This window comes from Melioribacter sulfuriphilus (assembly GCF_052656625.1).
Genome location: NZ_JBQXXK010000009.1, coordinates 131416 through 143702, shown reverse-complemented (window position 1 = coordinate 143702; position 12287 = coordinate 131416). Strand labels below are relative to the sequence as shown.

At 37.1% G+C, this 12287-nt stretch carries 14 protein-coding genes; 3 read left to right on the top strand and 11 right to left on the bottom strand.

Annotated features, from left to right (window positions below):
* Positions 1-5 precede the first annotated feature (5 nt).
* The gene (rlmB, locus tag ACUN8G_RS12750) at positions 6-749 is read left to right on the top strand and encodes a 23S rRNA (guanosine(2251)-2'-O)-methyltransferase RlmB (RefSeq protein ID WP_437345202.1); all 744 of its coding nucleotides are present in this window, start codon (positions 6-8) and stop codon (positions 747-749) included.
* Here rlmB and bshA read toward each other — a convergent pair.
* The gene (bshA, locus tag ACUN8G_RS12745; RefSeq protein WP_437345203.1) at positions 746-1873 is read right to left on the bottom strand and encodes an N-acetyl-alpha-D-glucosaminyl L-malate synthase BshA; all 1128 of its coding nucleotides are present in this window, start codon (positions 1871-1873) and stop codon (positions 746-748) included. The two genes, rlmB and bshA, sit on opposite strands and share 4 nt — an antisense overlap.
* Before the next feature lie 85 nt (positions 1874-1958).
* Here bshA and ACUN8G_RS12740 point away from each other — a divergent pair, with 85 nt between their 5' ends.
* Both ACUN8G_RS12740 and rfbD read left to right on the top strand, forming a co-directional pair.
* On the top strand, positions 1959-2822 hold the full coding sequence (locus tag ACUN8G_RS12740) for a carbohydrate kinase family protein (RefSeq protein ID WP_437345204.1): 864 nt from the start codon (positions 1959-1961) through the stop codon (positions 2820-2822).
* Entirely contained in the window at positions 2819-3721 is a 903-nt protein-coding gene (gene rfbD, locus ACUN8G_RS12735; RefSeq protein WP_437345205.1) for a dTDP-4-dehydrorhamnose reductase, read from the top strand. The genes ACUN8G_RS12740 and rfbD overlap by 4 nt, the downstream gene beginning before the upstream one ends.
* 408 nt (positions 3722-4129) lie before the next feature.
* Here the strand turns inward: rfbD and lptB are convergent, their stop codons facing one another.
* Genes lptB through ACUN8G_RS12685 form a run of 10 tightly spaced genes read right to left on the bottom strand, consistent with a single transcriptional unit; the run spans position 4130 to position 12282 of the window.
* On the bottom strand, positions 4130-4861 hold the full coding sequence (lptB, locus tag ACUN8G_RS12730; protein WP_437345206.1) for an LPS export ABC transporter ATP-binding protein: 732 nt from the start codon (positions 4859-4861) through the stop codon (positions 4130-4132).
* 17 nt (positions 4862-4878) lie between these two features.
* Positions 4879-6228, bottom strand: a complete 1350-nt coding sequence (locus tag ACUN8G_RS12725) for an OstA-like protein (RefSeq protein WP_437345207.1) — start codon at positions 6226-6228, stop codon at positions 4879-4881.
* A complete protein-coding gene (gene lptC / locus ACUN8G_RS12720; protein ID WP_437345208.1) occupies positions 6225-6764 on the bottom strand; it encodes an LPS export ABC transporter periplasmic protein LptC in 540 nt (179 codons plus the stop codon). The genes ACUN8G_RS12725 and lptC overlap by 4 nt, the downstream gene beginning before the upstream one ends.
* On the bottom strand, positions 6761-7738 hold the full coding sequence (locus ACUN8G_RS12715; RefSeq protein ID WP_437345209.1) for a KpsF/GutQ family sugar-phosphate isomerase: 978 nt from the start codon (positions 7736-7738) through the stop codon (positions 6761-6763). Before ACUN8G_RS12715 ends, lptC begins: the two co-directional genes overlap by 4 nt.
* On the bottom strand, positions 7739-8500 hold the full coding sequence (locus ACUN8G_RS12710; protein ID WP_437345210.1) for a hypothetical protein: 762 nt from the start codon (positions 8498-8500) through the stop codon (positions 7739-7741).
* Positions 8490-8966, bottom strand: a complete 477-nt coding sequence (locus ACUN8G_RS12705) for an HAD hydrolase family protein (protein ID WP_437345211.1) — start codon at positions 8964-8966, stop codon at positions 8490-8492. The genes ACUN8G_RS12710 and ACUN8G_RS12705 overlap by 11 nt, the downstream gene beginning before the upstream one ends.
* Positions 8956-9780, bottom strand: coding sequence for a 3-deoxy-8-phosphooctulonate synthase (gene kdsA / locus ACUN8G_RS12700; protein WP_437345782.1), 825 nt, complete (start codon positions 9778-9780; stop codon positions 8956-8958). The genes ACUN8G_RS12705 and kdsA overlap by 11 nt, the downstream gene beginning before the upstream one ends.
* Positions 9774-10802, bottom strand: coding sequence for a Holliday junction branch migration DNA helicase RuvB (gene ruvB / locus ACUN8G_RS12695; RefSeq protein WP_437345212.1), 1029 nt, complete (start codon positions 10800-10802; stop codon positions 9774-9776). The genes kdsA and ruvB overlap by 7 nt, the downstream gene beginning before the upstream one ends.
* Entirely contained in the window at positions 10799-11881 is a 1083-nt protein-coding gene (locus tag ACUN8G_RS12690; protein WP_437345213.1) for a heparan-alpha-glucosaminide N-acetyltransferase domain-containing protein, read from the bottom strand. Before ACUN8G_RS12690 ends, ruvB begins: the two co-directional genes overlap by 4 nt.
* Positions 11878-12282, bottom strand: coding sequence for a cobalamin B12-binding domain-containing protein (locus ACUN8G_RS12685; RefSeq protein ID WP_437345214.1), 405 nt, complete (start codon positions 12280-12282; stop codon positions 11878-11880). The genes ACUN8G_RS12690 and ACUN8G_RS12685 overlap by 4 nt, the downstream gene beginning before the upstream one ends.
* Positions 12283-12287: the final 5 nt, after the last annotated feature.

Sequence of the window (12287 nt, the reverse complement as noted above, 5' to 3'; positions counted from 1 at the left end):
TTAAATTGGAAATTATTTACGGCAGGAAGCCCGTACTCGAAGCAATTAATGCAAAGGAAGACATCGAGGTAATTTACGTTGCTTATGGTCAGCATGGCGAAGCAATAAATCGAATATTTACAGCAGCCAAGAAAAACAATTTTAAAATCACACAACTCTCTTCGAAAAAATTCAAGCAGCTGGCTGGCAATCTAAATACTCAAGGTGTAATTGCAATTAAAAGCATCTATAAATTTCTGGATTATCGCGAACTGATCGATCATTCTTTAAAAAGTAAAGAGCCTTTAATTTTAATACTCGATACATTGCAGGATACTCACAATCTTGGAGCAGTTTTGAGAACAGCCGAATGTGCAGGGGTTGATGGAGTAATAATTACGTCAATCAACAGTGCACCTGTAAACGAGACAGTAGCAAAAATTTCAGCTGGTGCATTATCACATTTGAAAATTTCCAGAGTCGGAAATCTTATGCAGCCAATAAAATATCTCAAGGAGAAAGGATTCTGGATTGTTGGAGCTGACGTTTCTGAAAAATCGGTAAATTACGACACTGTCGACTATTCTTCTCCAATTGCCCTTATAATAGGTAACGAAGAAAGAGGAATAAGAAGGCTCGTTTCAGAAGAATGCGATTTCCTGGTTAAAATTCCGATGAAGGGAAAAATTGACTCATTAAATGTATCTGTTGCAACAGGAGTAATTCTTTTCGAAATTAACCGCCAGCGTTCAGTCAAACGAAAGGATTAAGAATTCATAACTTTTTCGTAATAGTCTATGTACTTCGGCACAATCAAATCTTTGTCAAAATTTTTCACTGCTCTGTTTCTTGAATTCAATGAAAAAGTTTTATACTTCTTTTCGTTAGTAAGCAAATCGAGAACATATTTTGCCATTCGTTCCACGTCCCCAATTTCTGCAATATATCCGGTTTCGTTGTGAATAATTAATTCGGGTAATCCACCTACTGAGGAACTGACAACAGGCAAACCACAAGCCATTGCCTCAAGAGCAGAAAGACCAAAACTTTCGGACTGAGAAGGCATTAAAAAAATGTCAGCTGCATTTAAAATTTCTGGAAGTGCATCTTGCTTGCCCAAAAAAATTACTTCTTTATGGAGATTTAATTCCCTCGTTAATCGTTCGCATTCCGAACGTTCCGGTCCATCGCCTACAAGTAAAAGGCGTGTTGGAATTTGCTTATTAACAATATAGAGTATTTTGATTGTATCGGTTACTCTTTTAACGGCTCGGAAATTAGAAGTGTGAACCAGCACTTTTTCTCCATTCGGCGCAATATGATTCCTGAAGTCTTCGTTCTCCTTAGGTCTGTATTTATTAATATCTATAAAATTATAGATAACCTCTATCTCTTTCTGGATATTGAAATTCGTCAAAGTTTTTTCTTTCAGGAAGCGGGAAACTGCCGTTACGCCGTCGCTTTCTTCAATACTGAATTTAACGAGCGGCATAAAAGATGGTTCCAATCCCATCAAAGTTATGTCGGTACCATGTAATGTCGTTATAAATTTAATATCGCTGTTTAATTTTTTTCTAATTTGCTTTGCCAGATATGCACTTATCGCATGAGGAATTGCATAATGTACATGCATTAAATCCAGGTTTTCATATTCAATAACTTCAAGCATTTTACTCGTAAGCGATATATCGTAAAGCGAGTGCTCGAAAAGCGGATAACTTGCCATTTCTACTTCGTGGAAAAAAATATTTTCGACAAAACGATCCAGACGATGAGGAATTGCATAACTAATAAAATGAACCTGATGACCTCTGGCAGCAAGTTCAAGTCCTAATTCGGTTGCAACAACTCCGCTACCGCCATAAGTTGGATAGCATGTTATTCCGATTTTCATAACTTTTCTTATAATTTTTTGTAACTTTTGACCATACAACAAATTCATGATTTAAACTGTTCACAATATATTAATTTTTCAAGATATGAATATTGCACTGGTAGGACATTCGATTATCGACTATATCTCCCATTACGGGAAAGAATATATAAGGCCAGGTGGAATTTATTATTCTGCGCTCGGCATGCTTTCGCAGATTAACGAAACGGATAACGTTTTTTTAATTACGGGTGTAGATAAAAATAAGTTCCACCTCTTTAATTCTCTCTACAGTAAATTGCGCACCGATTTTATTTTCAATTTAGCTGATATGCCTTCAGTCCTTTTAATTACCGAACAAGAAGGAGAGCGGGAAGAAATCTATAAAAATTTATCCGACAGATTAATTCTACCCGATATCGACTGGAACCGTTTCGACGGCATTCTAATTAATATGATAACTGGTTTCGATATCGATCACCAACAACTTGAAAAAATTAGAAAGAATTACAAAGGACTAATTTATTTCGACGTCCATACATTGGCACGCGGAGTTGATACAAACAACAAGCGCTTCTTTAGAACAATACCTGAAATAGAAAAATGGCTATCATGCATCGATATCCTGCAGTGCAACCAGAACGAGTTAAAAACTATTTATGACTACAGTGACAGGAAAGAAGCAGCGGCAGAAATTATAAATCACGGAGTTAAGATTGTTCTGATTACAAAAGGAAATTCAGGAGCAGAACTTTATTATATTTCGGGCGAGCAATTAGAAACGGTCGAAGTCAAAGCTGAAGATGTGGATGAGATTAATAAAATTGGTTGCGGCGATATCTTTGGGTCGGTCTTTTTTTATTCATATCTTTCGACGCAGGATTTGAATTACTCTCTAAAGAAAGCCAATTATTTTGCCGCTCTATCTGTATCTGGTAAAATTGACAACATTATAAAAGCAAAATTATGATTAAGACGAGAATCTTGATTGTTGGATCGAATGGAATGTTAGGTCAACGTCTCACACGTTTCTTTTCATCGCGTTTGGATAAATTTGAACTTTTGTGTACCTCGATTGAAAAGAATTCATATATAAAATCAGTTCAGTATAAAACCCTCGACATAACAGACAAAAACAGTGTAAAGAAAATAATACTCGATTTTTTTCCCGATTTTGTAATAAACGCCGCCGCTTATACAAATGTTGACAAAGCTGAAACAGAACGCGAACAGGCGTGGAAAATAAACGTAACGGGTGTAGAAAATCTGGCATTCTATTCATGGACAATCGATGCCCATCTTATCCACATTTCTACCGATTATATTTTTGACGGGAAAAAGGGACCTTATACCGAGACCGACCGTCCCTGTCCAATTAGTTATTACGGCAGGACAAAACTTGCCGCGGAGAATTCGATAAGAGCAAACGGAGTTAGATATACAATATTGAGGACAAACGTTCTCTACGGTCCAGTTCAAGAAGGTAAGCCGGATTTCGTTAAATGGGTAATTAACTCTCTGAAAGAAAACAAGGTTATCAGCATTGTAACCGACCAATACAACAATCCAACTTTTACGGACGACCTGGTAGATTCCATAGCCAGAATAATTGAATTCAAGAAAGAAGGAATTTACAATATAGGCGGGAAAGAAATACTATCCCGCTACGAATTCACACAGAAAATTGCGGACTATTTTCAACTCGACAAAAAATTGATTCGACCTATATTAACAAAAGATTTGAATCAACCGGCACCGCGCCCACTGAAATCGGGATTAATTATTCTCAAGGCCATAACCGAACTGGGTTATCAGCCTCATTCAATTGAAGATACTTTTTCTGTAATAAAATCGGAATTGAATTTATAGTGTTTCATATTTCTCTTTTAAAATTAAATGCACTAATCGTATCGGAAAAATTATATCCAGTGAATATTTTTGAACTCAACGTAGATAACTTAAGTAAATCAAAAAAAAATGTATTTTTTAATATATAATTCAGCATTTCAATACCCATTCAAAATTTGTATATTTTGTTATGATTTATATCATACAATGGTAAAACACAATTTCTTAATATTCAGGCAAGAAATTTAACTTTCGTGAAATATGGAATTCCAAAACTGGTCTATCGACAAAGGGGATTATAAAAGAGATAAAACAGCCACGTGGACTTATCAAAAGAAGCTAATTAAGAAACGGCGACTAAAAAAAATATTGCTATTAATTCTTTATATAACAGTCCTCACATTTGCATCATACATAATTATAGAAGGATTATGAGTAGCGATCGAGTCTGAATTTTTCACCAAGATAAAGTTTACGAACTTCCTCGTCTTCAGCTAATTCGTGGGCAGTTCCTTCCTTAAATATTTTTCCGTTAATCAATATGTAAGCCCGATCTACAATGCTCAACGTTTCGTGTACGTTGTGGTCTGTAATTAAAATGCCGATGCCTTTATGTTTCAAGTTGGCGACAATATTCATAATATCTTCCACGGCAATCGGGTCGACGCCTGCAAAAGGCTCGTCGAGCAGGATAAATTTTGGATTTGTAGCCAGTGCTCTTGCAATTTCTGTCCTTCTTCTTTCGCCTCCACTGAGTTGAAATCCCATACTTTTTCGAACGTGTTTTATACCGAGTTCGTCGAGAAGGGATTCGAGCCTTTCTTCCCTTTCTGACTTAGAAATGTCTATCATTTGAAGAATTGCCATAATATTGTCTTCGACACTCAATCTACTGAAAACGGAGGCTTCCTGTGGTAAATAACCGATGCCCATTTTAGCTCTTTTGTACATCGGTTCTTCCGTAATCTCGTTACCATCCATGAACACTCTTCCGCCATTGGGTTTAATCATTCCAACAATCATATAAAAAGTAGTGGTTTTACCTGCGCCGTTCGGCCCTAAAAGCCCTACCACTTCTCCCTGTTCAACCGATATAGAAACTTCGTTTACGACAGTTCGTTTCTTATAAATTTTCTTAAGACCTTCACCACTTAATTTCATATTACCAACCGTAGTTTTCAATTTTTAATGAATTCGTCTTTTACTGGTTTATCTTTTATTAGTATAAAATCGGGCAAAGTAAAGTCAATTTCTTTTTCGGTCACAAGATTTTCGGGGTAATATTCACTTGCCGGTTTTCCGAATAATTTTACTTTGTCCACCTTATTATCAATGAAATAAATCACTGCACTTTGTGAACTCGATTTTATCAAACCGTTAGGTTTATTTTCTTCATAAAGGTAATAAATACTCAGCATATTTCCACTTACAACCGTTTTATTCAATTTGCCACTTTCAAAAAACATTTCGAATTGTGCACCAGAAATCTGGTCGTATCTTTTTGGATAGTCAATATTCTGCGTGACAAGAAGTGCATTTAACGTTGTTTCGGAATCCGATTTAATTATCATTCTTTCCAGTTTATTATTATCGGTTATAATATCGATTGTGTCCCCAAGAATCTGCGTATTTTCATTCCATATTACAGGCGCCATTTGATCGTTCGGTAATTTGTATGTAAAAATTCTATCTTTATCTCTATAATAAATGGTAAAGTTATTTACCGAAGCAAATTTTCCTTTAAGTATCCTAACAGAATCGGTGCAAATCAGTCGATTTGTAGAATCCGAATACGATTCCATAATTTTAGCTTTTACAAACAATGTATCCTTTTCACCAGATTCGAGTGTGTCAATCTTCATCAGGAAGGCATTGCCGGTTACTTTCGAGTAATCGTTTTTACTTTCCAGATAATTACCTTTAATCAACATACTGTTATTCAAATCTTTCAAGATGACGTTATTAAAAGCAAACGTAGTATTCTCGTTTCTGTAATTTATCAAACTGTCTGTTTGGAGAATTAAAGATGTGTCAATCACTGTTACGTTGCCCGCAGCGACTGCTTTATCGGCGTCATCGTAATAATAGAAACGGTCGGCATTTAATTTTGTCACCAAATCGTGTATAACGACATTGCCATAGAAGAATGCTCTTTTTTCGTCGTAATAATAATAACCGTTATCTGCAGTCAACGTTATATGACCATCTGTGTAAAATACTCCGTTATTTGAAAAACTAATTTTTGAGTCGTCATAATAAAATCCACGGGTTGTTTTTATTACAATGCTATCCTGTAGAATTATAACATTTCCGATCAATTCAGCTCTTTCTTTTGTAATGTATTGAATGGCAGTATCACACTTTATAATAACATTGTCCTGATACATAACCACGTTGCCGTGTACTTCGCGTATTGTTTCACCGTTAATTCTTTTGCCAATTAGGCTGTCGCCTTCTACACGTAATATATTACCCTGTCCGTATATTATAGAAAAAGAGAGCAGCATTATAAAAATTGTTTTCTTCAACGTTCATTTCCGTTTTTAATGATTGCAGAATAAGTAATTCTGAAAATTGTGTAGTTACTCATTTGCTGGTCCGATAGGAAACCGTAACCCTCAATAATCTCATCCTTCGATCTAATCGATACAAATTTGTCAGTTAGAATTTTTTTATCGGAATTTCTCCACATCAGTTCGCTCGTAGTTAATACAGTACCGCTATCGTTAACAGCCATCACACTGTCGTAAGCAAACATATCCATCGTTCTGTCGTCCACTTTACCTCGAAGAGAAGTGAGGGTGGTAGTTTTTTTATTTTTGTCATAAAAATCGATTTTCACTCCTTCGAGTAAAGTTATTTTTTTTTCGTCGTATTTTCGGAGATGGTCGGCATATAAAATTGCTTTCAGTATCCCGTCGTTACTGAATACAATTCTGGAATTCCAGCTTTCGTGAGCGGGTATTTCACTTTCAGCAGGAGTATCCGAAATCACGGGTTTCAGATTTTCATCTGAGCATGTTGTAATTATCAGTACTGACAGTATCAGAAAAAATTTTTTCATCTTCTTTGCAAGCCGAGTTTAACAAGGTCGTGCAGATGTACTATTCCCACAGGAATTCTGGAATCGTTAATTACAATTAGAGAAGTAATATTGTATTTTTCCATTTCTTGCAGAGCAAACGATGCCAGGAGGTCGGGCTTTATAGTTTTAGGATTTTTGGTCATGACGTCGGCGGCTTTCAGGTCTTTCAAGTCGAGTGTTTTTTCGAGAAGTCGTCTTAAGTCGCCGTCGGTTATTATGCCAGTTAATGTACCATTTTCGTTCACCACGCACGTAGTCCCGAGTCGTTTCGAAGTGATTTCGTAAATAGTGTCCTTCAATGAAGTCTTTTCATTTACAATTGGAATGTCTTTTCCTTTAATCATTATTTCTTCGATACGCAGCGAAAGTCTTTTGCCCAGGCTGCCTGCAGGGTGAAGCAAAGCAAAATCCTCCGGTGTAAAACCTCTCATCTCCAGAAGAGCAATGGCGAGTGCATCTCCCATTGCCAGTGCAGCGGTGGTCGAAGCCGTTGGAACCAGATCGTGCGGACAGGCTTCCTGCTCGACAGATACATTCAAACAGACGTCGCATTCTCTGCCAAGTTTTGATTCGCGGGCTCCAATCATTCCGATTATCTTTACATCAATTCTTTTGAACATTGGGATAAGATTCAATAATTCATCGGTATTACCACTTTTGGAAATCATAATAACCACATCGTCTTTTCTTACCATGCCGAGGTCGCCATGAAGTGCGTCGGTCGGATGCATAAAGATAGCAGCTGTACCCGTAGAATTCATGGTGGCTACTATTTTCCGGGCAATCAATCCCGACTTTCCCATGCCTGTAAAGACAACTCTTCCCTTCGATGAAAGAATAATCTTTACGGCTTTTACAAATGAATCATCGATACTTTTTTCCAATCCGAGTACGGCTTCCCCCTCGATCTTTATCACTTCCTTTCCTTTTGATATAATTTGTTCTTCCGACACTTATTGCCTCTTTTTTGTTTTAAATAAAGAAAATAAATCGAATATACTTTTACTTTTTGGTATTTCATTTAACTCAAGTTTAATATCAAGCCTTCTAATATATTTGTTGTAGAAATACAATCCTCTTATAAAATCTTCATCTTCGAACTCATCAATATTTTCAAACAAATAATCTGGATTACCGACAATTTTTGGCGATTGGATTTTTTTAGCCCGCATTATTTCATTGAATAAATTTGATAGAGGAATCAAGTAATTTAAGCCCGTCTCAAATTCATAAAGCCATATTCTTTTGAGTTGAGGCGCTATTGCGAGCAGATATTTATTTTTTACAATTTCAATTTCTCTAACTCTGGAATTGTCGAAAGGAGCTTTCACACCGGGTACCCAGTTTGCGAATGTTTCGATGTTCAAGAGCCTGCCGTATTGACTAAGCTTTTCGTCCTTAGAAATTTCGATTTCGAAAACATCATCTTCAAGAGAAGAAATTGTAATATACACTTCTGCATTTTCATATTTAATTCTTCCCACCGAAATTGGAGTTGTTGCATAAATATCCAGATTATTTTTACCGCTATTATTTTTGGGTACAAGAATTAATTTGTAAGAATCTTGAATCTGTTCGTTTGATAAATCAATTCTTTTTAAAACAAAAGAATTTTCGATTTTATTTCGGATTGATCTATAACCAGGTTTGTTTTCGGGAAGAATGGCAAAAAGCCATTTTTTTTCGAGAGTATTGATTTTTGTATCAAAGTTCATCTTTAACGTCAAGATAGTCTAAAATTTCCTTAAAAATTTCTTTTGTGTTAGTACCATTAAGAATAAAATCGACCACTCTTCTTACTTCCCGGCGTGCGGTGCGAGGCGCCGCCGAAAGTCCACACAAATTCAGTAACGGTATGTCGAGTATGTCGTCCCCCACATAAAAAGTATTTTCACAATCGATATTCATTTTTTTCAAAAGAAGTCTGGCAGAGGATACTTTATCGATACTTCCGTATACAACATAACAATTTTCTATATCCTTCAGTTTTTCAACTAATTCATCTTTCTGTCTGGCAGTGATGATGGCAATTGCGAGATTACGATTTTTAAATTCTTTGGAGTACTCAGCAACGGATTCAATCAAAAGTTCTGCATCGTTTTCATTCTGAATAAGCACGCCGTCGAGGTCAAAAACAAATAATTTAATATTGTTCAGTTTCTCTTTTATATTAATATTCACTTTTCACTATCTCGTCGAATTTCTTAATCAAAATCAGCAAATCCTCGAGTTGATTCAATGGGAGCTGACTTCCCGAGTCGCTCAAAGCTTTTGGAGGATCTGGATGAACTTCGAGAAAGAGTCCATCGATACCCACAGCGGCAGCAGCTTTTGCGAGCGTTTTTATAAATCTCGGCTGGCCTCCGCTTATTCCTCCTTTACTCGGAATTTGAACCGAGTGCGTTGCATCCATAATTACCGGATATCCGGTCTCTTTCATTATTTCCAGACTCCTCATATCGACAATTAAATTATGGTAGCCAAATGTGGTGCCTCTCTCTGTCAATAAAATTTTTTTATTGCCAGTCGATTCAATTTTTTCCACAACGAATTTCATATCTTCTGGTGCAAGGAATTGCCCTTTTTTAACATTGACGGCTTTACTTGTTTTACCAGCGGCTATTAATAATTCCGTCTGCCTGCAAAGGAAAGCTGGAATCTGGAGTATATCTACAACCTCAGCTGCAGTTTTAACTTCCGGTTCTGTATGAACATCGGTTAAAACTGGAAGACCTAAAGAATCCTTTACTTCTTTCAGTATTGCAAACGCTTCATCTTCTGGTAATCCTGTAAAAGAATTGAGACTTGTGCGATTTGCTTTTTTGTAACTCGATTTGAAAATGTATGGAATTCCTAATTTCGAAGTAATTTTCTTAATTTCCTCTGCGGTGCGCAGTGTAATTTCTCTGTTCTCGATCACGCATGGACCGGCAATAAGAACGAAACGATTTCCCCCGCCGATTTCTATATTATTAATCTTCAGCATCATTAAAATAGAGATTGTTGATTGTTATGGATTCCGCGTTTACGATTAAAGCGAGCGTATGCCAGTTCGGTGGCTTCTCTGCCGCGTGGAGTCCTTTGAATAAAACCTTGTTGAATTAAAAACGGTTCATAGACTTCTTCAATTGTACCTGCATCTTCGTTGACTGCCACGGATATTGTATTTAACCCGACTGGGCCACCGTTGAATTTTTCAATTATTGTAAGGATAATTTCTTTGTCCATTTCGTCGAGACCATCTTCATCAACTTCGAGTGCAGAGAGTGCTTTGCGCGCAATTTCGACGTCGATATATTTTTTATTTTCATAATCGGCAAAGTCCCTTGTTCTGCGAAGCAATCGGTTAGCTATTCTTGGAGTTCCTCTTGAACGTTTTGAAATCTCCTCGGCTGCAAGGTCATCAATCTCGATGTTTAAGAGGCGCGCCGAGCGATTAATTATTTTTTTAATGAGAGAACTGTCGTAATAGTCGAGCCGTGCTTTAATACCGAAACGGTCTCGCAGAGGAGCCGTCAAAAGACCAGCACGCGTTGTTGCTCCAATTAGAGTATACTTTGGCAACTTAATCTGGACAGTTCTGGCATTTGGTCCACTGTCGATCATAATATCGAGTTTAAAGTCTTCCATTGCAGAATAGAGGTATTCTTCGACAACTGGACTCAAACGATGTATTTCGTCGATAAAAAGGACAGAATGTTCTTCGAGATTTGTCAATAAACCTGCGAGGTCCCCTGGTTTTTCAAGAACGGGACCTGAAGTTACTTTAATCTTAACCCCCATTTCATTTGCAATTATATGAGCAAGGGTTGTTTTGCCTAATCCTGGTGGACCTGTAAGCAATACATGATCCAGACTATCACCTCTTTTAAGAGCAGCGCCGATAAATACTTTCAGATTGTCTGTAATTTTACTCTGACCCGTAAACTCGTTAAAAGTTCTGGGGCGCAGAGTTTGTTCAACTCTAATATCCTCGTTATTTGCAGCGGGATTTAGATTCTCGGTTCTTTTCTTCAACTTCGGGCTACCTCTTTTTTGAATGTCAATTTATACTTTTCTATACCCCATACCATAATAATCATCGCAGCAATCATAACAATTGCACAGCAAACAGACAAATATAGATTCATACTCTTTGCAAAAATGGTATTAAGTCCCGGTACCCATGCACTGCCGTAAAGGATTATTACATGCACCGCATAAACAACGAGTGTATGCCTTCCAATCCATTTGACAATATCAGGAATGCTATCAAGTTTAACTGCAATATACGACATAATGCTATTCAGTACTATTACAGCCCCCAATCTCAACAAAATAAAATAATAAGCATCTTTTTGGAGTTCGTTCAGATAGTTAATGAAAAGAAAGAGGTGTGCAGCAATTATAAGAACAATACCGATTATTAATAAATTTTTGCTGAAGCGGCGTGAGGTAAAGACATCAGGATTTTTTGCCAGATAACTGCCAAGCAGAGCACCGCTTATGACATAACCTGTCCACGGGAAAAGAGGAAACAGAGAGCCCGTTTTATGATAAAAATATGCTGCCAGTGGAACGGGCATATACGCTGTCCACTGAATATTTTCAGTAAAAGGATGGATGATAAAAAAGAAAAGTGCTCCTAGTAAAAAAACAATATAGCTGTTGATTTTAAAAGTTTCGCTGATATATTCAAAGATCAGAATAAATAACAAGCCGAAACCAATCAAGTGGAGCGCATCTACAGTAAAGAAAATATACCACTGTTCTAAAGAAACACTCTGATAATCGATCAAAGTTGCTGTGGGGAATCGAAGTAGATAGCCGATTAAGAGCAGAGTGATAACACGTTTAAATCCTTTGTATACTCTCAGATTTTCCCAGAAAGGGTGATTTTGAAGTTTGAGGAGATAAGTAAATACAACACCTGAAGTAAACATAAAAATTGGTGCTGTAAAACCACGCTTTATTAACCAGAGTTGGTATAACCATGAATCTGGATTGCGGAACTGGTCTGCGAGGAAAGTATCGGTTGTGTGGCCTTCGACCATCATCAAAACAGCAAGGGCACGCATTAAGTCGAGGTATATTATTCTTCGAGGGGAGATATTCATCTTCTGTTCTGTTCAACCCATTTTTTCAAAAAGTCGATAATTTCTTTAGTTGGAGTACCTGGTGTAAAAAGTTCACCTACACCCATTTCCTTGAGTTTTTTTAGGTCCTCATCAGGAATGATACCGCCGCCGAATAGTAAGACATCATTGAGATTTTTTTCTTTCATCAATTCGAGAATTCGTGGAAAGATAGTCATGTGAGCGCCCGAAAGAATACTGATACCAATAGCATCCACGTCCTCCTGCAATGCCGCTTCAACAATCATTTCGGGAGTTTGTCTTAGCCCCGTGTAGATTACTTCCATTCCAGCGTCCCTCAAAGCCGCCGCAACAACTTTTGCACCCCTATCGTGTCCGTCGAGCCCTGCTTTGGCTACCAATACTCTAATTCTGCGATCCATAATAA

Excerpts from the sequence above, each read along its gene's own strand:
- bshA (WP_437345203.1), bottom strand. The coding sequence starts at position 1,873 with ATGAAAATCGGAATAACATGCTATCCAACTTATGGCGGTAGCGGAGTT.
- ACUN8G_RS12740 (WP_437345204.1), top strand. The coding sequence starts at position 1,959 with ATGAATATTGCACTGGTAGGACATTCGATTATCGACTATATCTCCCAT.
- rfbD (WP_437345205.1), top strand. The coding sequence starts at position 2,819 with ATGATTAAGACGAGAATCTTGATTGTTGGATCGAATGGAATGTTAGGT.
- lptB (WP_437345206.1), bottom strand. The coding sequence starts at position 4,861 with ATGAAATTAAGTGGTGAAGGTCTTAAGAAAATTTATAAGAAACGAACT.
- lptC (WP_437345208.1), bottom strand. The coding sequence starts at position 6,764 with ATGAAAAAATTTTTTCTGATACTGTCAGTACTGATAATTACAACATGC.
- ACUN8G_RS12710 (WP_437345210.1), bottom strand. The coding sequence starts at position 8,500 with ATGAACTTTGATACAAAAATCAATACTCTCGAAAAAAAATGGCTTTTT.
- ACUN8G_RS12690 (WP_437345213.1), bottom strand. The coding sequence starts at position 11,881 with ATGAATATCTCCCCTCGAAGAATAATATACCTCGACTTAATGCGTGCC.
- ACUN8G_RS12685 (WP_437345214.1), bottom strand. The coding sequence starts at position 12,282 with ATGGATCGCAGAATTAGAGTATTGGTAGCCAAAGCAGGGCTCGACGGA.